Source organism: Pseudomonas sp. p21 (assembly GCF_001642705.1).
GTDB lineage: Bacteria > Pseudomonadota > Gammaproteobacteria > Pseudomonadales > Pseudomonadaceae > Aquipseudomonas.
In genome coordinates this window covers 434,948-459,616 of the sequence record NZ_LWBV01000004.1, presented here as the reverse complement: position 1 = coordinate 459,616, position 24,669 = coordinate 434,948, and the positions used below count along the sequence as shown (strand labels likewise).

The following is a 24,669-nucleotide window of genomic DNA, read 5'->3' as shown; positions in this document are numbered from 1 at the left end:
TTTTGAGGTGATGCGTAAATCGAGCGCCGCGCGGGCGGCGCTCGATCTTGCAGGCACTAGAAAACTAAAGGTGAACACATACTAAGCCCACCAATACCGCACAAAGTGGAAGAACACCGGCGCGGCAAAGCACACCGAATCCATACGGTCGAGCATGCCGCCGTGGCCTTCGATCATGTGCCCCCAGTCCTTCACCCCGCGATCGCGCTTGATCGCCGACATCACCAGCCCGCCGAAGAAGCCCATGGCGTTTACCGCCAGCGCCATCAGCGCGGCCTGCCAGAAGGTGAACGGGGTGATCCAGCACAGCAGCGCGCCGATCAGGGTGGCCAGAGCCACGCCGCCGGCCAGGCCTTCGACGGTCTTGGACGGCGACAGGTTGGGCGCCACCTTGTGCTTGCCGAACAGCTTGCCGCACACGTACTGCAACACGTCGCTGATCTGCACCACCAGGATCAGCCAGGCGATCAGCAGCAGGTTGCGGCCCTCGTAACCCGGGATGTCCAGGGTCATCAATGCCGGCACCGATGACACGCAGTACACCGCGATCATCAGCCCCCACTGCACCTTCGAGGCGCGCTCGAGAAAGCGCGTGGTGTCGCCGCCGAAGCTGGCCAGGATCGGCAGCAACAGGAACAGGTACACCGGGATGAAGATGCTGAACAGGCCGTACCAGTCCATGGCGATCAGCACGTACTGCACCGGCAGTGCCACGTAGAACGCCGCCACCAGTGCCGGGTAGTCACTGCGCCGGGTCGGGGTGAGGGTCATGAACTCGCGCAGGGCGTAGAACGATACGCCGTAGAACAGCACGATCACGCCGTACTTGCCGAACACAAAGGCGATGCCGATCACCAGCACCATCACCCACCAGGCGTTGATGCGGGCGTTGAGGTTGTCGATCACCGCGTGCGGTGCCGGGCCGGCGCGCCATTTGAGCAGGCGGCCGATCACGCTGGCGAGCAGCAGCAGGGCGCCGATGCCGGCGAACAGGGAAAGGGTGTTGTCGTCCATCTCAGGCATCCTTGGGGGCCAGGTTCAGCAGGGCCTGGCTGGCCCGCTCGAGGAAGGCTGGCTTGCTTTCATCCGGCTGCAGGTGCAGCGGTTCGCCAAAGCTCAATGTGCACAGCAACGGCAATGGCAGGGCGCGGCCCTTGGGCATCACCCGGTTGAGGTTGGCGATCCACACCGGCACCAGCTCGACGTCGGGGTTGGCTGCTGCCAGGTGGTACAGCCCGCTCCTGAACGGCATCAGCGGCTCGTCGCCGAGGTTGCGGGTGCCCTCCGGGAAGAAGATCAGCGAGTCGCCCTGGGCCACGGCTTCGAGGATCGGCTGCAACGGGCTGCCCTGGCCGGCGCTGTGCTGGCGGTTGATCAGCACACCATTGAAGACCTTGCGGATAAGAAAATCGCGAATGCCCGGTTTGGCCCAGTAATCGGCACCGGCTACCGGACGGGTACGCTTGCGCAGCGGCTGCGGCAGCGAGGCCCACAGCAGTACGAAGTCGCCATGGCTGCTGTGGTTGGCGAAGTACAGGCGCTGTACCGGCAGCGGCGTACAGCCCAGCCACAGGGCGCGGGCGCCGGTGATCAGGCGGGCGGCGGAAGTGATGAGGTAGGCGGTCAGGTTGGCGAGCATGGATCGGTAGTCATCCCTTCAAAGGCAGTGTCAGCAGGGTAGCCAAGGCCAGCGACAGCTGCAGGCCCAGGCACACTGCCTGGCGGCGCAACAGGGTCAGTGCGGCCTGGCTGCGGGCAGGCCAGGCGCGGGCGTCGGCGGCCTGCGGTTTGAGTTTCAGCTCGAACAAGGCGCGGTCCAGGGCCTGGGTGTCCGCCGTCAGGTCGCGGCTAGCGGCCAGGTGGGCGAACAGTTCGGCATCCACGGCTACGCGGATGGCCCAGTACTTGTGCAGTACGCCCAGTACCAGCAGCACAATGCACAGCAGACTGGCCAGTGGTTGCAGCTGGGCACCCAGCAAGGGCGCCAGGCCGTAGGCCAGGGCCAGCAGGGTGAGGCCGTCCGACAGGCGTTCCAGTTGTTTGCCGCGACCCAGCAGGCTGGCCACCACGTTCAGGGTCATGGTTGTGCCCCAAGCTGTTGCACGGCCTGGCGGTGTGCGCTGTGCAGGACCACGCCGGGGCGGGCCTTGCGGATCAGCGCTTCGGCCTGGCGAGCATCACTGCAGCGGCCCGTGAGTACCAGCCAGGCGGCCACGGCGCTGGCACTGCGCGAATAGCCCAGGGCGCAGCAGACCAGCACTGGGCCTTGGGAGCGCAGGCGTTCGATGGCTACGGCGGCCTGGTGCAGCAATGGGCTTTCCGGGGCGATCAGGTCCAGGGTAGGAAAACATGCGTAGCCATGCGCTGCCTGACCGGCTGACGCGGACCCTGTGGGAGCGGCCTTGTGTCGCGAAAGGGCCGCGAAGCGGCCCCAGCAATATCTGCTGCGAAGCCGAAAATCTGGGGCCGCTTCGCAGTCTTTTCGCGACACAAGGCCGCTCCCACAAGTGTCCGCGACAGGGCGGCCAACAATGCACGGTAGCTCTGCACACAAATCGACCACCGCAGCGAACTGCGCGCCATGCCCTGGAATCCGCCCCAGGTAGACGCCATCACACACTTCATCTGCCTGCGTATGCCGCCAGGTCCATAACCGCGAATTGACCCACGCCCCCAGCAGGTATGGCGCCAGCAGCCAGCAGGCTGCATTCGACAAGCGCCCATCGGCGCCTTTCTGAAACCCGCCTGCGCCGAGCACGCCATAGTTCAGCGCCACCAAAACCAGCGACACGGCCGGCCAGATCAACCACAGCCAGGCACCGCCCAACGCAACGGCAGGCACAGCGCACAGCAGCCCACCCACTGCATAAAACAACGCCAACCGCCAACGCTTGGCATCCCGCGCAAGGCGCACCTGCTGCCAGGGCAGCAGCCCTCGATGTGGCCACAACCAGACGCAGACAAACCCCGCCAATGCCCCCGTGGGAACGTCGACGAAATGGTGCTGCCAGGTGGTCAGCACCGAGACCCCGATCAGTGCCATCCAGCCATGCATCAGCCAACGCCAGGGCTGGTGCTGCACGTGCCGGGCAAACATCGTCCAGATGATCACCAGCAGGGCAATATGCAGCGAAGGCGCCTGGTTGAACGGCTTGTCGAAGCCCATCAGCACATCGAACATCCAGCCGAATACCCCGCCCAGTTCCGGCCGCTCGAAGGTGAAGCGCAGCGGCCAGAGCAGGAAGCAGCTGACGCTGATCAGTTGCGCGGTGAGCAGCGCCAGCGCGTGCCGGTCCATTTCCTGGCGCGTGCGCGGCAGCAGGAAGGACAAGCCGTAGAGCAGGTCGATCGACCAGTACGGGATGATCGTCCACGGCCACAGCGGCATGTTGCGTTCCCAGCCAAACACCAGGCTGCCGACATCACTGCGCCCGGCCGTGTGATTGTTCGCCAACCCGTAGCTGAGGAAAAACAGCGGCCCCAGCAGCAGAAGCCAGAACACGCCTCGGCGGATCAGCCCTGGCTCGCGTGATGGGCTCATTCAGCGCACCCGTTGTGCCAGGCTGACGCTGAAAATGCCCCATTCATCGATGCGCTGGGCCAGCTTGCGGAAGCCCGCCGCCTCTACCAGCTGGTCCATTTCGGCCTGGCTGCGGCGGCGCATCACCCAGGCTTCGCCGCCGCGGTGGCTGGTGAGGGCGCGGGCGATCATTTCCAGTTGCGGGTGCCACGGCTGGCCGGTGTAGACCAGGTAGCCGCCATCCTCCAGCGCGTCCGCCAGGCCCGCCAGCGAGTTGCCCACCAACTGGTTGCTGGCGAACAGCTCGTACAAGCCGGAGACCACGGCCAGGGTCGGAGGTTGTTCCAGGGTGGCCAGGCTCTGGCGGTCGAAGGCATCGCCGTGGACGAAGCGGGCGATGTCGGCCAGGCCCTTCTCGGCAATCAGTGCGCTGCCTTGCTGCACGTTCAGTTCGCTGTAGTCGCGCAGCAGGACCGAGTCCGGCAGCTGTTCGAGTTCCTGCAAGGCCTCGAGGATGTAGCGGCCATGGCCGGCGGCGATATCGACAATGTGCACCGGCCGCTGCTGTTCGCGCAGGCGGGCGATGGCCAGGCGCAGCAGTTCCTCTACGTGCAGCTTGCGCTGGCGGATGCCGCGCCAGCCGATGGCATTGAGGTAGTTCTGGTCGACCAGGCGGCCGAGCTTGCCTTTGCCGGTCGGCTGGTTGCGGTACACGTAGTCGAGGGTACTGCCCGAATCGAAACCGGTGTCGAAACCCAGCTTCACTCCTTCGGACAGCCCCTTGCCCAGGCGTAGCCCGGCGCGGGTAGCGCGCCAGTAAAGGTCGCGGGGCGAGTTGCGCGGTAGCGGTGCGGCCAGGCTTTCGGCCTCGGCGCAGCTGGCGCCGGTCTTGTCGGCATCGAGCAGTGACGGCAGGGCGGCGGGGCTGGCGAAACAATGTTCGACAAACCGCTCGATGCGCCGCAGGGCATGGGCCCGATCACGCTCGCCAAGGGTGTCATGGAAGAAACCTGGCAGGATGTGCATTTCCTTGCGCGCACTGCCCAGGCGTTCGAAGAAGCGTTCCTGCGGCTGGCGTTCGACCACGAAGTCGGCACCGGACACCAGCAGCTGGGTCGGCAGCTGGATGGCCTGGGCGTCCGCCACCACCCGGTCGGCGGCTTCGTACAGGCCCAGCAGCATGGTCACCGAAATCGGCCGGCTGATCAGCGGGTCGGCCACGTACGACATGACCCGCTCAGGGTCGTGGGTAAGCAGGCGAGGCTTGACGTAGCTGTTGACGAAGAAGTTGCCGCGCAGGGCCTTCAGCAGCTTCAGGCCGGTGCGGGCGAACGGCACGTACAGTTTGACCTTGAACGCTGGCGAGGCCAGCACCAGGCAGCGCACCTTGGGCGCGTAGTCGTGGGCCCAGGTGGCGACCAGCACGGCCCCGACGCTCTGCGCCAGCACCACCAGGTCCTGTTCGGCGATACCGTGGCGGGCCTGGATATGCTCGATGAAGGTCTGCATATCGCGCACGCTGGTGGCGAACCCCGGGCTGTCGCCGCGCGCGCCCGGCGACTGGCCGTGGCCACGGGCATCCCAGGCGAAGAAATCGTAGCCTGGCATGTCCAGTTCATCGGCCAGGTGGGCCATGCGCCCGCCGTGTTCGTGGCCGCGGTGGAACATCACCACGGCCCGGCGTGGCTGGTGTTGGTTGCGGGTGGCAGGCCAGTGACGGTAGTGCAGCTCGACACCGTCATGGGTGGAGAAGTGCAGCGCTTGCGCTTGGCGCATGGTCGACATCCTTTTACGACGGCAGTGGGCTCAGCGGGTTTCGGCCAGCCCCTGGCGAACCCGGTTGTAGAGGGTATAGAGCGAGAGTGCGAGGATGACCAGCAACAAGCCGTTGATCCAGGCGCCGTTCAGCAGGCCGAAGGCGACACCGGTGCCCAGCACGCCGAAGGCAAAGGCCCGGTCGCTCTTGCCCATGGGCCCGTCGTAGCGCCTTGAGGCGCCGGCCAGCGGGCCCATGACACCGGCGTATTCGCTGAAGGTGGCGCTGAGCACTACGAGTACGACCAAGGTTGGCGATACACCGACCAGCAGGGCGAAGGGCAGGTACAGCGCGGCGTCGGCGATCACGTCGCAAAGTTCGTTGAGGTAGGCGCCGAGGGTGGATTGCTGGCCGAATTCCCGGGCGAGCATGCCGTCGACGGCGTTCAGCGCCATGCGCAGCAGCATCCAGATCGGCACCAGAATGAACAGCCAGGAGAGATGGGGCAGGGCGGCCAGCAGCAGGCCCAGCAGGATTGACAGCAGGGCAGCGGCGACGGTGACCTGGTTGGCGGTAACACCGCGGTCGTAGAGGCGCTGGACTGCTGGGCGGAGCAGGGCCTGGAAGCGCGGTTTGAGCTGGTAGATCGATGCCACTGGAAAGTCCTTTTCGGTGGGTCGTTAGGGCACCATTGTGTGTGAGCATTCTTCGCGGGTAAACCCGCTCCCACAGGTACTGTGTCAATCTGAGAGACAGCGCATACCTGTGGGAGCGGGCCCGCCCGCGAACACGGGCGAAGCCCGTGCCATCCACCCCGTCAGCGGGTGAGGGTGGTTACCAGGCCTGCGGCATACCCCGGCAATGCCGCAAAATCCCGTGCACACACCAGCAACCGGCGATTGGCCCATGGTTCCGTCAGCGCCACCCAGTGCAACGGCAGCACCCCCTGCCAACGCTTCACCGCAGCCAGCGGCACCACCCCCACCCCGGCCCCGCCCGCGACCATGCGGATCACCCCATCGAACCCCTCGGCCCGCACCCGAACCCGCATGCGCCGCCCTTCGCGCAGCGCCTGCTCTTCCAGGTACAACGCCAATGCACTACTGGCCCCCAGGCCGACATAGCCATGGGCCAGGCTATCGATGAAGCTGGGTGCGACCTTGCTGGCCAACGGGTGGCGCAGCGGCGTTACCAGTACCAGCGGGTCATCGCGAAACGCCCGGGTCTGCAGGTGCTCGCAGGGGGCAGCGGTGGACACGATGCCCAGGTCTGCCATGCCCTGGGTAATCGACTGCACGATGCGCAAGCTCGGCAACTCCTGCACATCCACGCTCACCCCGGGGTTTTCAGCCAGGTAGCCGGCCAGCAGTTCCGGCAGGTACTCCGTGAGCGCCGCCGTGTTGCACAGCAGGCGCACCTGGCCCTGCTGCCCTTGCGCGTACTGGCCCAGGTCGAACTGCAGGCGCTCGACTTGCTGCGTTATCAACCGGGCATGCAGCAGCAGCGCCTGGCCGGCCGGGGTTGGTTGCACGCCACGGCGGTTGCGTTCCAGCAAAGGGATGCCCAGCGATGCCTCCATGGCACGGATGCGCGCACTGGCTGCCGCCAGCGACAGATGGCTGCGACGGGCGCCGGCGGTGATGTTGCCGCACTCCAGGGTGTGCTGGAACAGCCTGAGGTCGATCAGGTCGAAATGCATGTGGCTCTGTCCTGGCAAGAGTCTGGCTGAGTATATGGCAGATTTTCAGCCTGGCCGGCGCACGCCATCATCGGCCCATGAATACCTTGCTCGCTTTCTACCAGAACATTGGCCCAGCGCTGTCGCTGCTGGTGGTAATGACCTTCCTGCTGGCCGGCGCGGTGAAAGGGGTGATCGGCCTCGGCCTGCCGACCATCGCCATGGGCCTTCTGGGCCTGGCTATGCAACCGGCGCAGGCTGCGGCGTTGCTGATCGTGCCCTCGACCCTTACCAATCTGTGGCAGCTGGCCAGCGGCGGGCACCTGCGGGAGTTGCTGGTGCGCCTGGGGCCAATGCTGGCGATGATCTTCGTCGGTACCTTGCTGGGCAGCGCCTGGCTGGGTATCAACAGCGGCCCGTGGGCCGTGCATGCACTGGGCGCGGCCTTGCTGGTGTATGCGCTGTACGGGCTGGTCGGCCCGGGCTTGCGCCTGGCGCCAGGGCAGGAGCGTTGGCTGGGGCCGGTTTGCGGGCTGGTTACGGGCGTGGTCACGGCAGCGACCGGGGTATTCGTGATGCCGGCGGTGCCCTACCTGCAGAGCCTGGGCTTGAGCCGGGAGCAGATGATCCAGGCCTTGGGCCTGTCGTTCACGGTTTCGACGCTGGCCTTGGCCATTGGCCTGGTCGGGCAGGATGCCCTGGGTGGCCAGGCACTGGGTGCTTCGCTGCTGATGCTGGCGCCAGCCTTGCTCGGCATGCTGGCCGGCCAGTGGCTGCGTCAGCGTATCAGCGCGTTGCTGTTCAAACGGTGCTTCTTCATCGGCCTGGCCGCACTCGGCGGCCATCTGCTGATCAGCGGCTAGCGCTTGATGCGCTGAGCATGTCGATCATCTGGATGTCGAAATCGCGCTCCAGGTAGTCCATGCGCTTTTCGAAGAACGCGGTCATGTGCGGCAGGGCCGAATGCACATCCAGCGCGGCCTTGTCGGCCCACACCTCGAAGAACACGAACAGGCTCGGGTCCTGCTTGTCGCGCAGCATGTGGTACTCGATGCAGCCCGGCTCCTGGCGGCTTGGCTCGACGTAGGCGCGGAACAGGGTTTCGAACGCTTCAGCCATTTCCGGGCGGGTCTTGGCTTTGAGGATGAAGGCGTACTGCTCACTCATGGGTCGCTACTCGGTGATGGGAGGTGATGCGATTCTAATGCAATAATGTGTTGTTTATTCGTGACTTCAGGTCAATTGTATTTTGCCCCTGCATGACTGTATCCCGCGCCCGCGAGCCCCTAACCTGCCGGCCTGAAATTTCCGCGAGGCGCGCATGAAAAAGATCCTTTTGCTCAACGGTGGTAAACAGTTCGCTCACTCCGATGGTCGCCTCAACGCGACCTTGCACGAAGCGGCCATCGCTCATCTGGACCGGGCCGGTTTCGATGTGCGCCAGACCTTCATCGACGGTGGCTATGACGCCCGGGAAGAAGTGGAGAAGTTCCTTTGGGCCGATGTGGTGATCTACCAGATGCCAGGCTGGTGGATGGGCGCGCCATGGACCGTGAAGAAGTACGTCGATGACGTGTTCACTGCAGGCCACGGCAGCCTGTATGCCAACGACGGCCGTACCCGTGCGGACCACTCGCAGAAGTACGGCAGCGGTGGCCTGGTGCACGGCAAGCAGTACATGCTTTCGCTGACCTGGAATGCGCCGCAGCAGGCATTCGACGACCCGAGCGATTTCTTTGAGGGCAAGGGTGTGGATGCGGTGTATTTCCCGTTCCACAAGGCCAACCAGTTCCTCGGCATGACTGGGCTGCCGACCTTTTTGGCGGTGGATGTGATGAAACGGCCGGATGTGCCGGCTGCCTTGGCGGCCTATGAGGCGCACCTGGACAAGGTATTTGGCACGGCACGGTAAGGTTTACCTGTGCCGGCCTCTTCGCGGGTGAACCCGCTCCCACAGGTACCCCACAGTCCTTGAGAAGCGTGCAGTATCTGTGGGAGCGGGTTTACCCGCGAAGAAGCCGGCACAGTCGCTGCTGGACTTGGCCACGACAAGCGGCTATCTAATCCCTGCAGAGACCAACCACAGGCGCAGATGTGAAAACCCGATCCGAAGAACTCCAGGTATTCGTCGCCGTCATCGACAGCGGCTCGATTTCCGCCGCTGCCGAGCAGATAGGCCAGACCCCGTCTGCCGTCAGCCGCACCCTGTCGCGCCTGGAGGGCAAGCTGGGCACCACGCTGGTCAACCGTACTACCCGGCGCATGGACCTGACCGAGGAGGGCCGCTTCTTCCTCGAGCGCGCGCGGCTGATCCTGGAGCAGATGGACGAGATGGAAGAGCGCCTGTCGATGAACCGCCAGACCCCCACCGGGCGCCTGCGCATCAACGCTGCCGCGCCGTTCATGCTGCATGCCATCCTGCCGTGGATCGGCGAGTTCCGCCGCCAATACCCTGGCATCGAACTGGAGCTCAATACCGACGACCTGATCATCGACTTGCTGGAGCAGAGCACCGATGTGGCGATTCGCATCGGCGAACTGGCCGACTCCAGTCTGCACGCGCGCAGTTTGGGGTGCAGCCCGGTACAAGTGCTGGCCAGCCCGGCTTACCTCGAGCAGCACGGCACGCCGCAGCGGGTCGAGGACCTGGCCAACCACTGCCTGCTCGGCTTCAGCCAGCCCGAATCGCTCAACCATTGGCCTCTGCGCCATGCCCAGGGTGACCGCTGGAGCATCCGCCCGTCGCTGATCGCCTCCAGCGGCGAAACCTTGCGCCAACTGGCGCTGGCCGGTGAGGGCATTGTCAGCCTGTCGCACTTCATGACCCACGAGGACATCCGCACCGGGCGCCTGCAGGTGTTGCTGAGCGAAGCCAACAACGGCTACCGCCAGCCGATTCATGCGGTGTATTACCGCAACACCCAGCTGGCGCTGCGTATCCAGTGTTTCCTCGATTTCATCCAGCGCAAGTTGGCGATGTACGCCAGCTGAGTTGCCTGAACGCGACAGATCCTGTCCACAGGCGGCGAAACTTCCTGCGGTTGATTGCACAGTCGAAGCGCTTCGGCCTTACTGACTGCTCAACAAAAACAACACCAAGGAAGTGTCATGCGTATTGTTCCGTTCCAGTACCTTGCCCTCACAGCCGCGATCCTGAGCGGTTCCTCGGTTTATGCCGCCTCCCTGGAGGGCGGCGCCGTGGCTGCGCCTGATCAATATGGTGCACAGGTGGCCGCCGACATCCTCAAGAAAGGCGGCAACGCGGTGGATGCGGCAGTGGCCACGGCGTTCACCCTGGCGGTGACTTATCCGGAGGCCGGCAACATCGGCGGTGGCGGGTTCATGACCCTGTTCGTCGACGGCAAACCCTACTTCCTCGACTACCGCGAAGTCGCGCCCAAGGCTGCCACGCGCAACATGTACCTGGACGACAAGGGTGAGGTCATCGAGAACCTCAGCTTGGTCGGGGCACGCGCTGCTGGCGTACCTGGCACGGTGATGGGGTTGTGGGAGGCGCACCAGAAGTTCGGCAAGCTGCCCTGGAGCGAACTGCTGACCCCGGCCATCGGTTATGCGAAAAACGGCTTCAAGGTGGCGGCAAAGCAGTACCAATACCGCAACGATGCCCAAGGCATGTTCAAGACCGCGACCAATTTCAACGACTACTTCGGCAACATGAAGGTCGGTGAGTTGTTCAAGCAACCGGAAATGGCCCAGACCCTGGAGCGCATCGCCGACCAGGGCGTGAGCGAGTTCTACCAGGGCAAGACCGCCGACCTGCTGGTGGCGCAGATGCAGGCCGACAAGGGCCTGATCACCAAGCAAGACCTCCAGGACTACAAGGCCGTATGGCGTGAGCCGATGGCCGTGAGCTGGCGTGGCAACGTGGTCTACACCGCGCCACCGCCAAGCTCCGGTGGTGTTGCCCTGGCCCAGCTGCTGGGCATCAAGGAAAACCGCGCGGCGGACTTCAAGGGGGTGGCGCACAACTCGGCGCAGTACATTCACCTGTTGGCCGAGATCGAGAAGCGCGTATTCGCCGACCGCGCCGACTACCTCGGCGACCCGGCCTTCACCAAAGTGCCGGTGGACCAGCTGGTGGCCAAGGACTACCTGGCCAAGCGCGCCGCGCAGGTCAACCCGAAAGCGATTTCCGACACTGACAAGGTCAAGCCGGGCCTGGAGCCGCACCAGACCACGCACTTCTCGATCGTCGACAAGCAAGGCAACGCGGTCAGCAACACTTACACCCTCAACCTCGACTACGGCAGTGGCGTGGTGGTGAAAGGCGCAGGCTTCCTGCTCAACGATGAGATGGACGATTTCAGCGCCAAGCCGGGGGCGGCGAATGCCTTTGGCGTGGTTGGCGGCGATGCCAATGCCATTGCGCCGGGCAAGCGCATGCTGTCGTCCATGAGCCCCAGCCTGATGACCCGCGATGGCAAGGTCGAACTGGTCATCGGTACCCCGGGTGGCTCGCGGATCTTCACTTCGATTTTCCAGGTGATGAACAACCTGTACGACTACGGCATGCCGCTGGACAAGGCAGTGGCGGCACAACGTGTGCACCATCAGTTGCTGCCCAAGGACACCATCTATTTCGACAGCTACGCACCCCTGACCGGGCCTGTGGCTGATGAACTGAAGAAGATGGGCTATGTGCTGGAGGACCAGGGCTGGGAGATGGGGGATATCCAGGCGATCCGGGTGGATGGGACGAAACTGGAGACCGCTTCCGATCCGCGTGGGCGTGGGGTAGGGATGATCGTCAAGTAATACCTGTTCCATCGCTGGGAGGGCTTTGCCCTCCTTTCGCGACACAAGGCCGCTCCCACAAAGACCTGCGTACGCCGATCAATGTGGGAGCGGCCTTGTGTCGCGATGGGCCGCAAAGCGGCCCCGAATTCCAGGATCAGACGCGGAACTGGCTGACCAACGTCTGCAACTGCCCACCCAACCGCGCCAGCTCCACGCTGGATGCCGCCGTCTCGTCACTGGCCGCCGCCGTCTGCTCCGACACGTCGCGCACGTTCAGGATGCTGCGGCTGATCTCCTCCGCCACCGCACTCTGTTGCTCCGCCGCTGCGGCAATCTGCTGGTTCATCGACTGGATGCTCGATACCGTGCTGGTGATGCTCGTCAGCGAAGCCCCGGCCTTGCGCGCCAGCTCGACGCTGCTGTCGGTCAGGGTACGGCTGCCGTGCATGGCCGTAGCCACTTGCTGGGTCCCATGCTGCAGGCTGGCGATCAGCTCTTCGATCTCTTCGGTGGATTTCTGCGTGCGCTGGGCCAGGCCGCGCACTTCGTCGGCGACCACGGCAAAGCCACGGCCTGCCTCGCCGGCACGCGCTGCCTCGATCGCCGCGTTCAGCGCCAGCAGGTTGGTCTGTTCGGCCACTGACTTGATCACGTCCATCACGCTGCCGATCTTCTGGCTTTCCTGCTGCAGCAGGTTCATGGCCTCGGTGGAGCGGTGCATGTCCTCGGCCAGGCGCTCGATCTGGCCAATTGCTTCGCCCACCACGCGGTCGCCGGCACGGGCTTCGTCATCGGCACCGGTGGCGGCATGCGAGGCCTGTTCGGCATTACGTGCCACTTCCTGAACGGTAGCGGCCATTTCGTGCATGGCGGTTGCCACCTGGTCGGTCTCTACCTTCTGGCTGTTGGCGCCGGCGCTGGTCTGCTCCGTCACTGCCGACAGTTCCTCGGCAGCGCTGGCGATCTGGGTGACGCCGTCGCGGATGCCGCTGATCAGCTCGCGCAACGTGGTGCCCATGCGGGCGATGCCTTGTTGCAGCACGCCCAGCTCGTCGCGGCGGGTGACGCGCAGGTGCTGGGTAAGGTCGCCGCTGGCGATCTTTTCCACTGCCGCCAGGGTGTCGCGCAGCGGGCGGGTGATCTGCCGGGTGATCAGCACTGCCGCCAGCACGCCGACCAGCAGCGCCAGCAGGGTGGCGATAGCCTGCAGGCTACGGGCCTGGCTGCTCTCGATGTCGCGGCGTTCCAGCTGGATCTGGTACAGCGCGTCGCTGCGCTTGACGATGTCGGCACCCTGCACGGTCATTTCGGCGCGTGCAGTGGTGATGTTGGCGACTGCGTCGCGGAACTGGCGTACAGCATCACGGTAAGCCAGTACCGAGCCTTCGAATTGTTGCAGACGCGTGTCTTCGCCGGGCAGCTGGCGCTTGAGGCTGTCGATGCCGGCCAGGGCGGCATCCAGCTGGCGCAGGGCGGCCTGTTCGTTGGTGGCGCTGTTGTCGGCGATGTAGCCGCGGACGTCGATGCGTACCTGCAGCAGTTGCTGACGAGCCTTGCTGATCAGCTGGTACTGGGCCAGGCGCACACTGTCGGCTTCGGCGCGGGCTGTGACTTCCTGGCTGAGGGCGTCCATGGCCTGGTCGGCCTTGCTGGCCGAGCTTTCCATGGCCGCACGTGCGGTGCGTGTGGCGTCGTAGCCTTGGCGCATCTTGTTCAGCGACACTTTGTAGGCGCTGATGGTTTCGCCCAGCTCACCCAGCAGCTTGATGTTTTCCGGGCTCTTGAAGGTGCTGGCCAGGTAGGCCTGCTGCTTGCTGAAGGCGTCCAGCTTGGCCTGGGTGTTGGCGGCGGCGGCATCGTCGCCGTTGGCGATCATGTACTGCAGGCGCGCAATACGCAGGTCGGTCAGGTCCTTGTTGAGCTGGCCGATATCGCCCATCCAGTTGCTGCGGTCGATCAGGCTACCCAGGCTGGTCCAGCCGGTCAGGGCCAGCACGCCAGTGAGGATCAGTACCAGGCCGAAGCCCAGGCCGAGTTTGAGGTTGACGCTGACGTTGGCGAACCAGTTGTTCATGCACGCTCTCCAGAAGTTGTTTCGCTCGATTTATCTTCGATCGCCAGGCGTTGTTGTTCTGGATGCCTGCTGACTCGTGCAGGGGTTATCGGCAGTGATGGGGGAAGCTGAAACGCTTTTTCAGCAGATTTGTAACTGACTTGATTGGGGCCGCAAAGCGGCCCCATGAAGCTTCAGAGGTTGCGCGCACTGAAGGTATCGCAGCGGTTCACCTCACCCTCGGCAAACCCGGCCTTGAACCAGCGCACCCGCTGCGCCGAGGTGCCATGGGTGAAGGAGTCAGGCACCACGCGGCCGCGGCCCTGCTGCTGCAGGCGGTCATCGCCAATGGCATTGGCCGCGTTCAGCGCCTCTTCGACGTCACCTGGCTCCAGCCAGTTCAGGCGCTTCTGCGCCTGGTAGGCCCATACCCCGGCCAGACAATCAGCCTGCAGCTCCTGGCGCACCAGCAGGCCATTGTCGCCTTCCATGCGCTGACCACTGCGGCGCGCGGCATCGACTTTGGCCGACACGCCCAGCAGGGTCTGCACGTGATGGCCGATTTCGTGGGCGATCACGTAGGCCTGGGCAAAGTCGCCGGCGGCGGCGAAGCGGGTTTCCATTTCGCGGAAGAATGACATGTCCAGGTAAACCCGCTGGTCCGCCGGGCAGTAGAACGGCCCCACCGCCGCTGAGGCAAAGCCACAGGCCGAATTGACCTGGCCGCTGAACAGCACCAGCTTGGGCTCGCGGTACTGCTTGCCACCCTCGGCGAACAGGGCTTTCCAGGTGTCTTCGGTATCGCCCAGGATCGAGGCGACGAATTCGGCCTGCTGGTCGTTGGCCGGCGGGGCCTTGCCGCCCGCGCGGCTGGGCGCCTGCTGTTGCTGCTGCTCCATCTGGCCGGCGAGCTGGCCGAGAATCTGCAACGGGTCCTGGCCGGTGAGCCAACCGATGCCGACAATCAGCAGCACTGCGCCAAGCCCCAGCCCCTTGCCGCCGCCGAAACGCATGCCGCCGCCACCACCTTCACCTCGGGCATCGACCACATTGTCGCTGCGTCGGCCTTTTCGCCATTCCATGAATGCTCTCCGGAGCGTGAAACAAGAAGGCAAAGATTAGTCCACGACAGCGGTGAGTGTCAGGCCAAGGTGTTTATCCATAACCAAATGGTTATGTTTGAAATGGCTGATTTCAATATTCATTGCGCGCTACCTGCCTGAAACTGCATGTGGGAGCGGGCTTGCCCGCGACAGGGTTTCGAAGAAGCCCCCCTCGCATTTCCATAATTCCAAGAGAGGAAACCGGCATGCCCGCCCAGGACAACAGCCGCTTTGTGATCCGTGATCGCAACTGGCACCCGAAAGCCCTTACGCCTGACTACAAGACGTCCATTGCCCGCTCGCCGCGCCAGGCGCTGGTCAGTATCCCGCAATCGATCAGCGAAACCACCGGCCCGGACTTTTCCCACCTGGGCTTTGGCGCCCATGACCATGACCTGCTGCTGAACTTCAACAACGGCGGCTTGCCGATCGGCGAGCGCATCATCGTCGCCGGCCGTGTGGTCGACCAGTACGGCAAGCCTGTGCCGAACACCCTGGTGGAAATGTGGCAGGCCAACGCCGGCGGCCGCTACCGTCACAAGAATGACCGCTACCTGGCACCGCTGGACCCGAACTTCGGCGGCGTCGGCCGCTGCCTGACCGACCGTGACGGCTATTACAGCTTCCGCACCATCAAGCCGGGCCCGTACCCATGGCGCAACGGCCCGAACGACTGGCGCCCGGCGCACATCCACTTCGCCATCAGCGGCCCGTCGATCGCCACCAAGCTGATCACCCAGCTGTACTTCGAGGGTGACCCGCTGATCCCGATGTGCCCGATCGTCAAGTCGATCGCCAACCCGCAAGCCGTGCAGCAGTTGATCGCCAAGCTCGACATGAGCAACGCCAACCCGATGGACTGCCTGGCATACCGCTTCGACATCGTGCTGCGCGGTCAGCGCAAGACCCACTTCGAAAACTGCTGAGGACCCCGCCATGCCAATCGAACTGCTGCCGGAAACCCCTTCGCAGACCGCCGGCCCCTACGTGCACATCGGCCTGGCCCTGGAAGCGGCCGGCAACCCGACCCGCGACCAGGAAATCTGGAACCGCCTGGCCAAGCCGGATGCGCCCGGCGAGCATATTCTGCTGATCGGCCATGTGTATGACGGCAATGGCCACCTGGTGCGGGACTCGTTCCTGGAGCTCTGGCAAGCCGACGCCAACGGTGAGTACCAGGATGCCTACAACCTGGAAAACGCCTTCAACAGCTTTGGCCGCACGGCTACCACCTTTGACGCGGGTGAGTGGACGGCGCATACGGTGAAGCCAGGCGTGGTGAAAAACGCCGCCGGTGTGCCAATGGCACCGCACATCAACATCAGCCTGTTTGCCCGGGGGATCAACATCCACCTGCACACGCGCCTGTATTTCGATGATGAGGCCGAGGCCAATGCCAAGTGCCCGGTGCTCAATCTGATCGAGCAGCCGCAGCGGCGCGAGACCCTGGTGGCCAAGCGTTGTGAGGTGGACGGGAAGACGGCGTATCGCTTCGATATCCGTATTCAGGGGGAAGGGGAGACAGTCTTCTTCGACTTCTGATTCAAGCCACTGGGGCAGCTCTGCAGCCCATCGCGACACAAGGCCGCTGCCACATTGATCGGCGTACGCAGGTCTTTGTGGGAGCGGCCTTGTGTCGCGAAAGGGCCGCAAAGCGGCCCCGGCAATCTACCGGTCAACGCCGAACCAGCAGAACCCCACTTTCCATATGGTGGGTATACGGGAACTGGTCAAACAGCGCACAGCGCTCGATGCGGTGGGTGTCGTGCAACTGGGCAATGTTCGCCGCCAGCGTCTCCGGGTTGCACGAGATGTACAGGATCCGCTCGAAACGCCGGGTCAGCTCGCAGGTATCCGGATCCATCCCCGCCCGCGGTGGGTCGACGAACACCGTACCGAACGCGTAGCTCTTCAGGTCGATGCCTTCCAGTCGGCGGAACGGCCGCACCTCATTCAGCGCCTGGGTCAGCTCTTCTGCCGACAAGCGCACCAGTCGCACGTTATCCACAGCGTTCTCGTCGAGGTTGCTCAATGCGGCATTGACCGAGGTCTTGCTGATCTCGGTAGCCAGCACCTGACGCACGCGAGTGGCCAGCGGCAGGGTGAAGTTGCCGTTGCCGCAGTACAGCTCCAGCAGGTCGTCGTCACGCTCGCCGATGGCCTCGAAGGCCCAGCTCAGCATCTTCTGGTTCACCGCACCGTTGGGCTGGGTGAACGCGCCTTCTGGCTGGCGGTAGCTGAACACACGGCCAGCGACGTCGAGTCTTTCCACCGCGTAGTCACGGCCGATCACCAGGCGCTTGCCCTTGGAGCGGCCAATGATGCTCACGCCCAGCTCCTCGGCCAACTGCCGTGCGGCCACTTCCCAGGCCTCGTCCAGCGGGCGGTGGTAGCACAGGGTGACCATGGCATCGCCAGCCAGGGTGGTGAGGAACTCCACCTGGAACAGGCGGTTGCCCAGTTCCTCGCTGGCCTGCCAGGCCGCCTTCAGGCGTGGCATCAGTGTATTGATGCGCTGGCTGGCGATGGGGAAGTCGTCGATCAGGATCGCCTTGTGCTTCTCGCCCGGGGCGAACATGGCGTAGTGGCGCTGGCCATCCTCGCGCCACAGGCGGAATTCGGCGCGCAGGCGGTAATGCTCGCGCGGCGAGTCGAAAACAGCCGGCTCCGGCGCGCCGAACGGCGCCAGTAGCTCGCGCAGCCGGGCCACCTTGGCGTCCAGCTGGGTGGCGTAGGAGGAGGGATCGAAAGCAGCACTCATGCGTTGAACCAGCCCAGCTTGATGACGAACAGGATGGAAAGGATCACCAGGGCCGGGTTCAGGTCGCGGTGGCGGCCGGAGATCAGCTTGACGGCGGTCCAGGAAATGAAGCCGAAGGCGATGCCGTTGGCGATCGAGTAGGTCAGCGGCATGGCCAGGGCGGTCACTACCACCGGCGCGGCTTCGGTGACGTCGTCCCAGTTTATTTCCGCCAGGCCCGAGGCCATCAGCACCGCGACGAACAGCAGCGCCGGGGCAGTGGCGAAGGCTGGCACGCTACCGGCCAGCGGGGCGAAGAACAGCGCTAGCAGGAACAGCACCGCGACCACGATGGCGGTCAGGCCGGTGCGGCCACCGGCGCTAACGCCCGCGGCAGATTCGATGTAGCTGGTGGTGGTCGAGGTGCCCAGCAGGGAGCCGGCCATGGCTGCGGTGCTGTCGGCGATCAGGGCACGGCCCATCTTCGGCATGTGCCCGTCCTTGCCCATCAGCCCGGCGCGCTTGGCCACGCCGATCAGGGTACCGGAGTTGTCGAACAGGTCGACGAACAGGAAGGCGAAGATCACGCTGACCAGGCCCACGTCCAGCGCGCCGGCGATATCCAGCTGCAGGAAGGTCGGGGCCAGCGATGGCGGCATCGAGACCACGCCGCCGAATGGCGTCACGCCCATCAGGATCGAGATGATGGTTACGGCGAGAATGCCGATCAGCACGGCGCCGCGCACTTTCAGCGACTCCAGGCCGACGATCAGGAAGAAGCCCAGGGTGGCGAGGATCGGTGCTGGCTGCTTGAGGTCGCCCAGGCCCACCAGGGTGGCCGGGTTATCGACGACGATGCCTGCGTTATGCAGGGCGATCAGCGCCAGGAACAGGCCGATACCCGCGGCAATGGCCGAACGCAGCGGCAGCGGGATACTGTTCACGATCCATTCGCGGATGCGGAAGATCGACAGCAGGAAGAACATCACCGCCGACAGGAACACCGCACCCAGTGCCACCTGCCAGGTGTGGCCCATGTGCAGGACCACGGTATAGGTGAAGAACGCGTTCAGGCCCATGCCCGGTGCCAGGGCGATCGGGTAGTTGGCGATCAGGCCCATGGTCACCGAGCCGATGGCCGCGGCCAGGCAGGTGGCGACGAAGATCGCGCCCTTGTCCATGCCGGTCTCGCCGAGGATGCTCGGGTTGACGAACAGGATGTAGGCCATGGCCAGGAAGGTGGTGACGCCCGCGAGAATCTCGGTGCGCACATTGGTGTTGTGTGCTTTTAGTTGAAACAGCCTTTCCAGCATGCCCGCTCCCCAAGGCGCCCCCGGCGCCATGAATGTATCGACCCCATCAGCAAAGCACAGACCGTACCGGTTGCCGTGGTTTTGTGTGGGGCGGAAAAAAGCCGCGCATCATACCAGCATGCTTGGCGGGGGCCTATCGCCGTTGGGGAATGGGTTCTCTATAGCCTGTACCGGCCCTTTCGCGGGCTTGCCCGCTCCCACAGGGACACTGCAGGGCCTTAGGGCGGCGCGGTCCTTGTGGGAGCGGGCAAGCCCGCGAAGAGGCCGGCACAGGCGAGCGATCAACCGTTATGCAACCGATCTCGCTTGGCCAGTGTGGGGAACAGTCTTATCCACACCCCAGTCACCACCAAAGTACCCACCCCACCCAGCACCACCGCCGGCACCGTCCCAAACCAGTGCGCCGTAACCCCCGATTCGAACTCGCCGAGCTGGTTCGAGGCACCAATGAACAAGCCGTTCACCGCGCTCACCCGCCCGCGCATTTCGTCCGGCGTCTCCAGCTGCACGAAGGCGCCGCGGATGACCATGCTGATCATGTCCGCCGCGCCCAGCACCACCAGTACTGCCAGCGAGAACCAGAACGAGGTCGACAGGCCGAAGGCGATGGTCGCCACGCCGAACACGCCCACTGCCGTGAACATGGTCCGCCCCACGTTGCGCTCGAACGGGAAGCGCGCCAGCCACAGCGACATCAGCAACGCTCCCACCGCTGGCGCCGAGCGCAGCAGGCCCAGGCCCAGCGGGCCGGTCAGCAGGATGTCCTTGGCGAACACCGGCAACAGCGCGGTGGCCCCGCCCAGCAGTACGGCGAACAGGTCCAGCGAGATGGCGCCCAGAATGTCGGGCCGGCTGCGGATGAAGCGGATACCGGCCAGCAGCGATTCGATGCTGGCGCGCCCGCGCTGGGCCACCTGGCCGCGTGCCTGCAGGCTCAGGGTCAGCACACAGGCGATGGCGTACAGGGCCACGGTGGGGCCGTATACCCAGATGCTGCCGAAGGCATACAGGAAACCGCCCACCGCCGGCGCCACGATGGTTGCCGTCTGGGTGGCCGAGGCCGAAGCCGCCACCGCGCGCGGGAACAGCCCGGCCGGTACCACGTTGGGCAGCAGCGCCTGGGTCGCCGGCATTTCGAACGAACGCGTGGCACCGAGCAGGAAGGCGAGAGCGAAGATCAGCTCGCGGGTGACGTTGTCGGTGGCGCTGCCCAGCGCCAGTGCCAGGGCTATCAACCCCTGCAGGCTCTGGCACAGCGCAGCGACCTTGCGCCGGTCATAGCGGTCGGCGACATGCCCGGTGTGCAGCATGAACAGCACCCGTGGGACGAACTCGACCAGGCCGACCAGGCCCAGGTCCAGCACATTGCCGGTCAACTGGTAGAGGTGCCAGCCAATGGCCACGGTGAGCATCTGGAAGCCGCTGGCGGTGAACACGCGGGCCAGCCAGAAGGCCAGGAAAGGGCGGTGGTGACGCAACAACTGCGGTGCGGAATCGGACATCGGAAACCAGGGGCCTCGGCGCAGTAGAGGGGGGCGCAGCGTATCATCTGTTTGTAACAACCGGTTACTGTTTGCCGGGATCGGCACTTTTTCACGCGTCATGAAAGGGGGTGGGGCAACTGGTCACGCGGCAATCAACCACACGGCCCGTCAGGCCATTCAGGACTATGCTTCCTAGCAATCGTTGATCTGGATCAATCGTTCCAGATGTAACGATCGGGCCCTCGGGCCGAAATCCCTGCGATCGAACAGAACAATTCCAACGCGCCGCACTCGACTACCGTGGGGGCAGTGGGCGACGGGGCCAGCGGCCCGGACGCCGGATTATCTGAAGAGGAAGCACCATGTTCGGAATAGAAGCCTTAGAGCTCGCCCGAATGCAGTTTGCCTTTACCGTGTCGTTCCATATCCTGTTCCCGGCCATCACCATTGGCCTGGCGAGCTACCTGGCAGTCCTCGAAGGCCTCTGGCTGCGGACCAACAACCAGGTCTACCGTGACCTTTATCACTTCTGGTCGAAAATCTTCGCCGTCAACTTCGGCATGGGCGTGGTTTCCGGGCTGGTCATGGCCTACCAGTTCGGTACCAACTGGAGCCGCTTCTCCGACTTCGCCGGCGCCATTACCGGCCCGCTGCTCACTTACGAGGTGCTGACCGCGTTCTTCCTCGAGGCTGGCTTCCTGGGGGTCATGCTGTTTGGCTGGAACCGCGTCGGCCGTGGCCTGCACTTCTTCTCCACGGTGATGGTGGCGCTTGGCACCCTGGTCTCGACCTTCTGGATCCTCGCCTCCAACAGTTGGATGCAGACCCCACAAGGCCACGAGATCATCGATGGCCGGGTGGTGCCGGTGGACTGGCTGGCAGTGGTGTTCAACCCTTCGTTCCCCTACCGCCTGATGCACATGGCCACTGCCGCGTTCGTCTCCACTGCCTTCTTCGTCGGTGCCTCGGCGGCCTGGCACCTGCTTCGCGGGCGTGACAACCCGGCGGTGCGCAAGATGCTGTCGATGGCCATGTGGATGGCGCTGATCGTCGCCCCGATCCAGGCGGTGATCGGTGACTTCCATGGCCTCAATACGCTCAAACACCAGCCGGTGAAAATTGCCGCGATCGAAGGCCACTGGGAGAATGTGCCCGGCGAGCCGACCCCGCTGATCCTGTTCGGCATCCCCGACATGCAGGCCGAAACCACCCGCTTCAAGCTCGAGATCCCGGCGCTTGGCAGCCTGATCCTGACCCACAGCCTGGACAAGCAGGTGCCGGCGATGAAGGAGTTCCCGCCCGAAGACCGGCCCAACTCGACCATCGTCTTCTGGTCGTTCCGGATCATGGTCGGGCTGGGTTTCCTGATGATCTTCGTCGGCCTGTGGAGCCTCTGGCTGCGCAAGCGCGGCACGCTCTACACCTCGCGGCCGTTCCTGTACCTGGCCCTGTGGATGGGGCCTTCCGGGTTGATCGCGCTGCTGGCCGGCTGGTTCACCACCGAAATCGGCCGCCAACCCTGGGTAGTGTATGGCCTGATGCGCACGGCAGACGGTGTGTCGAACCACAGTTACGCCCAGCTCGGTTTCACCCTGGTGGCTTTCGTGGTGGTGTACTTCGCCCTGTTCGGCACCGGCCTTGGCTACATGATGCGCCTGGTGCGCAAAGGCCCGCAGACCGGTGAGGGTGACGAGCACAGCCCCGGTGGCCCTGGCACCAAACGCACGCCGGCGCGGCCGCTGTCCGCTGCCGATGATGGCCGAGAGGCCAACTCCGCCAGCCTGAGCAAGGGGAACTGAGCCATGGGTATCGACCTTCCGCTGATCTGGGCCGTGATCATCATCTTCGGCGTCATGATGTACGTGGTGATGGATGGTTTCGACCTGGGGATCGGCATGCTCTTCCCGTTCGTCAAGGGCGAGCATGACCGCGATGTGATGATGAACACCGTCGCCCCCGTGTGGGACGGCAACGAAACCTGGCTGGTGCTGGGCGGTGCCGGGCTGTTCGGGGCGTTCCCGATGGCTTACTCGGTAGTGCTGGAGGCACTGTACCTGCCATTGATCCTGATGCTGATCGGCCTGATCTTCCGCGGCGTGGCCTTCGAGTTCCGCTTCAAGGCCAAGGCCGACAAGCGCCATATCTGGGACAAGGCGTTCATCTGGGGCTCGTTGATCGCCACCTTCTTCCAGGGCGTGGCGCTGGGCGCCTTCCTCGAAGGCTTCAAGGTGGTCGACCGGCATTTCGCCGGCGGCACACTCGACTGGCTTACCCCGTTCAGCCTGTTCTGCGGCCTGGGGCTGATCGTTGCCTACACCCTGTTGGGCTGCACCTGGCTGATCATGAAGACCGAAGGGGCGTTGCAGCAGAAGATGCACGACATCGCCCGGCCGCTGGCGCTGGTGCTGCTGGTGGTGATCGGCATCGTCAGCCTGTGGACACCGATCGCCTACCCGCAGATTGCCGAGCGCTGGTTCAGCATGCCTAACCTGGTCTGGTTCATGCCGGTGCCGCTGCTGGTGCTGGTAACCTTCTACGGGTTGCTCAAGGCGGTGGCGCGCAATGCGCACTACACACCGTTCCTGCTGACGTTGGTGCTGATCTTCCTTGGTTACAGCGGCCTGGGCATCAGCCTGTGGCCGAATATCATCCCGCCGTCGATCTCGATCTGGGATGCCGCGGCGCCACCGCAGAGCCAGGGCTTCATGTTGGTGGGCACACTGTTCATCCTGCCGTTCATCCTCATGTATACCTTCTGGAGCTATTACGTGTTCCGCGGCAAGGTTACCCATGAAGACGGCTATCACTAGGAGGGCCGCATGATGACCGGCAAGCATGGTTTGGACGAGAAGAAACCCCTGTGGCAGCGGCTGGGTTGGCTGCTGCTGATCTGGGCGATGAGCGTGGCGGCCCTGGGTGTGGCGGCCTGGGTGATGCGCCTGTTCATGGGGGCCGCGGGGTTGGCCACCCATTGAGGTAAGCCTGTTCTGGCCCTGTCGCCGGCAAGCCAGCTCCCACAGGTAAGTCACTGCCCTTGAATGCAGTGCAGTACCTGTGGGAACTGGCTTGCCGGCGACAGGGCCGGTACAGGCTTACTTGCGGGCTTTCAGGATAACGAACTTGGGCGTTGCCGCGACCTGCTCAACCCCACGGAACAACCGCGCCAGCTTGCTGTGATAGCCCAGGTGCCGGTTACCCACGATATACAGCGCACCACCCACCACCAGCGCTTCCCGCGCCTGCTGGAACATGCGCCAGGCGAGGAAGTCACCCACCACCTGCTGCTGGTGGAACGGCGGGTTGCACAGCACCACGTCCAGCGACTGCTTCTCTACCCCCGCCAACCCATCGGTTGCCTCGAACACCGCCGGGCGCTCGCCCAGCGCGGCCTGCCAGTTCTCTTGTGCCGATTGCACCGCCATGTACGACTCGTCGACCAGGGTGTACTGGGCATCCGGGTTGGCCAGGGCGCTGGCTATCGCCAGTACGCCGTTGCCGCAGCCCAGGTCTGCCACCCGCGCGCGGCCCAGTTCCCGGGGCAGGTGCGGCAGGAACGCCCGGGTGCCGATGTCCAGGCCCTCACGGCAAAACACGTTGGCGTGGTTGAGCAGCTCCAGCGCCGGCGCGTCAAGGCGGTAGCGGCTAGGGTAGGGCGAGCGGGCGACAGGCCGTTCGGCCACCGTCGCTGTCAGCAACCGGGCCTTTTTCTGCGCCAGCGAAGCCTGCACCGGGCCGATGTACTTCTCCATTAGGTCACCTGCCGCTCGTGGCAAGTGCTTGATCATCGCCCCGGCAGTCACCTGCGCACCGGGCGCCAGGTGGCCTTGCAGGCGAATCAGCTGCTCTTCGAGCAAGGCCAGGGTCTTGGGCACGCGCACCAGCACCCGGTCGAACGGGCCTTGCCAGTGTTCGCTGGCCGGCACGAACGGCACGCTGTCGAACGGCAGGCCATTGCGTGCCAGGTTCTTTTCCAGGGCCAGGTGCGCCAGGTGCGAATCGCCGCTGCTGACCACCTGCAGCTTGCCCGCCAGGCTGGCGGCCAGGGCGCCAAAGCTGTCATTGAGCACCAGCACCCGGCAGTTGGCCTCAGGGGCCTGTTCGTGCAGCTGCGCAAGCAGGTACTCGTCGGCGGCATCGAAAGCCTGCAGCGGGTCGTTGGCCTGTTCCGGCTGGCGGATCAGGTCGAGTTCGGCGTAGGGGGTGGTCAACAGGGGCATGGCGTCTGGCTCGGGTACGAAACTGCCCGTTGCGGTTCGCCCCGGGC

Annotated in this window: 23 protein-coding genes and 1 pseudogene; 9 read left to right on the top strand and 15 right to left on the bottom strand. The window is 64.5% G+C overall.

What is annotated here, in order from left to right:
* Positions 1-81: 81 nt before the first annotated feature.
* The 7 genes from A4C63_RS15555 to A4C63_RS15525 all read right to left on the bottom strand — a co-directional run bounded on the left by A4C63_RS15555 (position 82) and on the right by A4C63_RS15525 (position 6,975).
* Positions 82-1,014 carry a phosphatidate cytidylyltransferase gene (locus tag A4C63_RS15555; protein WP_063913426.1) on the bottom strand — a complete coding sequence of 311 codons (933 nt, stop codon included), beginning with the start codon at positions 1,012-1,014 and terminating at the stop codon, positions 82-84.
* Position 1,015: 1 nt separating this feature from the next.
* Positions 1,016-1,639, bottom strand: coding sequence for a lysophospholipid acyltransferase family protein (locus A4C63_RS15550; RefSeq protein WP_063913425.1), 624 nt, complete (start codon positions 1,637-1,639; stop codon positions 1,016-1,018).
* Between the two features lie 10 nt (positions 1,640-1,649).
* Positions 1,650-2,081, bottom strand: a complete 432-nt coding sequence (locus A4C63_RS15545; protein ID WP_063913424.1) for a hypothetical protein — start codon at positions 2,079-2,081, stop codon at positions 1,650-1,652.
* Positions 2,078-3,541 carry a phosphatase PAP2/dual specificity phosphatase family protein gene (locus A4C63_RS15540; RefSeq protein WP_063913423.1) on the bottom strand — a complete coding sequence of 488 codons (1,464 nt, stop codon included), beginning with the start codon at positions 3,539-3,541 and terminating at the stop codon, positions 2,078-2,080. Before A4C63_RS15540 ends, A4C63_RS15545 begins: the two co-directional genes overlap by 4 nt.
* Positions 3,542-5,296 (bottom strand): bifunctional alpha/beta hydrolase/class I SAM-dependent methyltransferase, encoded by a 1,755-nt coding sequence (locus A4C63_RS15535; protein WP_063913422.1) that lies wholly within the window; start codon positions 5,294-5,296, stop codon positions 3,542-3,544. It abuts the gene before it with no gap.
* 30 nt (positions 5,297-5,326) lie between these two features.
* Positions 5,327-5,932 (bottom strand): CDP-alcohol phosphatidyltransferase family protein, encoded by a 606-nt coding sequence (locus A4C63_RS15530; protein ID WP_063913421.1) that lies wholly within the window; start codon positions 5,930-5,932, stop codon positions 5,327-5,329.
* A gap of 161 nt (positions 5,933-6,093) precedes the next feature.
* Positions 6,094-6,975, bottom strand: coding sequence for a LysR family transcriptional regulator (locus A4C63_RS15525; protein ID WP_063913420.1), 882 nt, complete (start codon positions 6,973-6,975; stop codon positions 6,094-6,096).
* Positions 6,976-7,052: 77 nt separating this feature from the next.
* On the opposite strand from A4C63_RS15525, the gene A4C63_RS15520 reads away from it, so the two are divergent.
* Positions 7,053-7,817, top strand: a complete 765-nt coding sequence (locus A4C63_RS15520; RefSeq protein WP_063913419.1) for a sulfite exporter TauE/SafE family protein — start codon at positions 7,053-7,055, stop codon at positions 7,815-7,817.
* Here A4C63_RS15520 and A4C63_RS15515 read toward each other — a convergent pair.
* A complete protein-coding gene (locus A4C63_RS15515) occupies positions 7,807-8,121 on the bottom strand; it encodes a putative quinol monooxygenase (RefSeq protein WP_063913418.1) in 315 nt (104 codons plus the stop codon). The two genes, A4C63_RS15520 and A4C63_RS15515, sit on opposite strands and share 11 nt — an antisense overlap.
* Positions 8,122-8,275: 154 nt before the next feature.
* Here A4C63_RS15515 and A4C63_RS15510 point away from each other — a divergent pair, with 154 nt between their 5' ends.
* From A4C63_RS15510 to ggt, 3 genes are all read left to right on the top strand, one after another.
* Positions 8,276-8,866, top strand: a complete 591-nt coding sequence (locus A4C63_RS15510; protein WP_063913417.1) for an NAD(P)H-dependent oxidoreductase — start codon at positions 8,276-8,278, stop codon at positions 8,864-8,866.
* Positions 8,867-9,048: 182 nt separating this feature from the next.
* Entirely contained in the window at positions 9,049-9,945 is an 897-nt protein-coding gene (locus tag A4C63_RS15505) for a LysR substrate-binding domain-containing protein (RefSeq protein WP_063913416.1), read from the top strand.
* 117 nt (positions 9,946-10,062) lie between these two features.
* Positions 10,063-11,730 (top strand): gamma-glutamyltransferase, encoded by a 1,668-nt coding sequence (gene ggt, locus A4C63_RS15500; RefSeq protein ID WP_063913415.1) that lies wholly within the window; start codon positions 10,063-10,065, stop codon positions 11,728-11,730.
* A 136-nt stretch (positions 11,731-11,866) separates the two neighbouring features.
* On the opposite strand, the gene A4C63_RS27050 is transcribed toward ggt, so the two are convergent.
* The 3 genes and pseudogenes from A4C63_RS27050 to A4C63_RS15490 all read right to left on the bottom strand — a co-directional run bounded on the left by A4C63_RS27050 (position 11,867) and on the right by A4C63_RS15490 (position 14,847).
* On the bottom strand, positions 11,867-12,730 hold the full coding sequence (locus A4C63_RS27050) for a methyl-accepting chemotaxis protein (protein ID WP_370464321.1): 864 nt from the start codon (positions 12,728-12,730) through the stop codon (positions 11,867-11,869).
* A pseudogene (locus tag A4C63_RS27045) lies at positions 12,722-13,651 on the bottom strand (methyl-accepting chemotaxis protein); the annotation flags it as partial. The pseudogene A4C63_RS27045 and the gene A4C63_RS27050, both read right to left, overlap by 9 nt.
* A 308-nt stretch (positions 13,652-13,959) precedes the next feature.
* Entirely contained in the window at positions 13,960-14,847 is an 888-nt protein-coding gene (locus tag A4C63_RS15490) for a neutral zinc metallopeptidase (RefSeq protein ID WP_063913413.1), read from the bottom strand.
* 227 nt (positions 14,848-15,074) lie between these two features.
* On the opposite strand from A4C63_RS15490, the gene pcaH reads away from it, so the two are divergent.
* Together pcaH and pcaG are read left to right on the top strand one after the other, a co-directional pair.
* A complete protein-coding gene (gene pcaH / locus A4C63_RS15485) occupies positions 15,075-15,794 on the top strand; it encodes a protocatechuate 3,4-dioxygenase subunit beta (protein ID WP_003251597.1) in 720 nt (239 codons plus the stop codon).
* A 10-nt stretch (positions 15,795-15,804) separates the two neighbouring features.
* Entirely contained in the window at positions 15,805-16,410 is a 606-nt protein-coding gene (gene pcaG / locus A4C63_RS15480) for a protocatechuate 3,4-dioxygenase subunit alpha (protein WP_046616363.1), read from the top strand.
* A 133-nt stretch (positions 16,411-16,543) separates the two neighbouring features.
* Here the strand turns inward: pcaG and trmA are convergent, their stop codons facing one another.
* From trmA to A4C63_RS15465, 3 genes are all read right to left on the bottom strand, one after another.
* On the bottom strand, positions 16,544-17,629 hold the full coding sequence (trmA, locus tag A4C63_RS15475; protein WP_063913412.1) for a tRNA (uridine(54)-C5)-methyltransferase TrmA: 1,086 nt from the start codon (positions 17,627-17,629) through the stop codon (positions 16,544-16,546).
* Positions 17,626-18,921 (bottom strand): NCS2 family permease, encoded by a 1,296-nt coding sequence (locus A4C63_RS15470; RefSeq protein WP_063913411.1) that lies wholly within the window; start codon positions 18,919-18,921, stop codon positions 17,626-17,628. The genes trmA and A4C63_RS15470 overlap by 4 nt, the downstream gene beginning before the upstream one ends.
* Before the next feature lie 281 nt (positions 18,922-19,202).
* A complete protein-coding gene (locus tag A4C63_RS15465; RefSeq protein WP_063913410.1) occupies positions 19,203-20,423 on the bottom strand; it encodes an MFS transporter in 1,221 nt (406 codons plus the stop codon).
* A gap of 344 nt (positions 20,424-20,767) precedes the next feature.
* Between A4C63_RS15465 and A4C63_RS15460 the strand changes: the two genes are divergently transcribed.
* The 3 genes from A4C63_RS15460 to A4C63_RS15450 are packed head-to-tail and all read left to right on the top strand — an operon-like array spanning position 20,768 to position 23,380.
* Entirely contained in the window at positions 20,768-22,204 is a 1,437-nt protein-coding gene (locus tag A4C63_RS15460; RefSeq protein WP_063913409.1) for a cytochrome ubiquinol oxidase subunit I, read from the top strand.
* A gap of 3 nt (positions 22,205-22,207) precedes the next feature.
* Entirely contained in the window at positions 22,208-23,215 is a 1,008-nt protein-coding gene (cydB, locus tag A4C63_RS15455; protein ID WP_063913408.1) for a cytochrome d ubiquinol oxidase subunit II, read from the top strand.
* A gap of 9 nt (positions 23,216-23,224) precedes the next feature.
* Positions 23,225-23,380, top strand: coding sequence for a DUF2474 domain-containing protein (locus tag A4C63_RS15450; RefSeq protein ID WP_063913407.1), 156 nt, complete (start codon positions 23,225-23,227; stop codon positions 23,378-23,380).
* Positions 23,381-23,497: 117 nt separating this feature from the next.
* On the opposite strand, the gene A4C63_RS15445 is transcribed toward A4C63_RS15450, so the two are convergent.
* Positions 23,498-24,622 (bottom strand): methyltransferase, encoded by a 1,125-nt coding sequence (locus A4C63_RS15445; protein WP_063913406.1) that lies wholly within the window; start codon positions 24,620-24,622, stop codon positions 23,498-23,500.
* Between the last annotated feature and the right edge of the window lie 47 nt (positions 24,623-24,669).

Coding starts and splice junctions, on each gene's coding strand:
- A4C63_RS15545 (WP_063913424.1), bottom strand. CDS start 2,081: ATGACCCTGAACGTGGTGGCCAGCCTGCTGGGTCGCGGCAAACAACTG.
- pcaG (WP_046616363.1), top strand. CDS start 15,805: ATGCCAATCGAACTGCTGCCGGAAACCCCTTCGCAGACCGCCGGCCCC.
- A4C63_RS15555 (WP_063913426.1), bottom strand. CDS start 1,014: ATGGACGACAACACCCTTTCCCTGTTCGCCGGCATCGGCGCCCTGCTG.
- pcaH (WP_003251597.1), top strand. CDS start 15,075: ATGCCCGCCCAGGACAACAGCCGCTTTGTGATCCGTGATCGCAACTGG.
- A4C63_RS15510 (WP_063913417.1), top strand. CDS start 8,276: ATGAAAAAGATCCTTTTGCTCAACGGTGGTAAACAGTTCGCTCACTCC.
- A4C63_RS15450 (WP_063913407.1), top strand. CDS start 23,225: ATGATGACCGGCAAGCATGGTTTGGACGAGAAGAAACCCCTGTGGCAG.
- A4C63_RS15525 (WP_063913420.1), bottom strand. CDS start 6,975: ATGCATTTCGACCTGATCGACCTCAGGCTGTTCCAGCACACCCTGGAG.
- A4C63_RS27050 (WP_370464321.1), bottom strand. CDS start 12,730: ATGGGCACCACGTTGCGCGAGCTGATCAGCGGCATCCGCGACGGCGTC.
- A4C63_RS15520 (WP_063913419.1), top strand. CDS start 7,053: ATGAATACCTTGCTCGCTTTCTACCAGAACATTGGCCCAGCGCTGTCG.
- cydB (WP_063913408.1), top strand. CDS start 22,208: ATGGGTATCGACCTTCCGCTGATCTGGGCCGTGATCATCATCTTCGGC.
- A4C63_RS15550 (WP_063913425.1), bottom strand. CDS start 1,639: ATGCTCGCCAACCTGACCGCCTACCTCATCACTTCCGCCGCCCGCCTG.
- A4C63_RS15445 (WP_063913406.1), bottom strand. CDS start 24,622: ATGCCCCTGTTGACCACCCCCTACGCCGAACTCGACCTGATCCGCCAG.
- A4C63_RS15460 (WP_063913409.1), top strand. CDS start 20,768: ATGTTCGGAATAGAAGCCTTAGAGCTCGCCCGAATGCAGTTTGCCTTT.
- A4C63_RS15470 (WP_063913411.1), bottom strand. CDS start 18,921: ATGCTGGAAAGGCTGTTTCAACTAAAAGCACACAACACCAATGTGCGC.
- A4C63_RS15540 (WP_063913423.1), bottom strand. CDS start 3,541: ATGAGCCCATCACGCGAGCCAGGGCTGATCCGCCGAGGCGTGTTCTGG.
- A4C63_RS15535 (WP_063913422.1), bottom strand. CDS start 5,296: ATGCGCCAAGCGCAAGCGCTGCACTTCTCCACCCATGACGGTGTCGAG.
- trmA (WP_063913412.1), bottom strand. CDS start 17,629: ATGAGTGCTGCTTTCGATCCCTCCTCCTACGCCACCCAGCTGGACGCC.
- A4C63_RS15515 (WP_063913418.1), bottom strand. CDS start 8,121: ATGAGTGAGCAGTACGCCTTCATCCTCAAAGCCAAGACCCGCCCGGAA.
- A4C63_RS15465 (WP_063913410.1), bottom strand. CDS start 20,423: ATGTCCGATTCCGCACCGCAGTTGTTGCGTCACCACCGCCCTTTCCTG.
- A4C63_RS15490 (WP_063913413.1), bottom strand. CDS start 14,847: ATGGAATGGCGAAAAGGCCGACGCAGCGACAATGTGGTCGATGCCCGA.
- ggt (WP_063913415.1), top strand. CDS start 10,063: ATGCGTATTGTTCCGTTCCAGTACCTTGCCCTCACAGCCGCGATCCTG.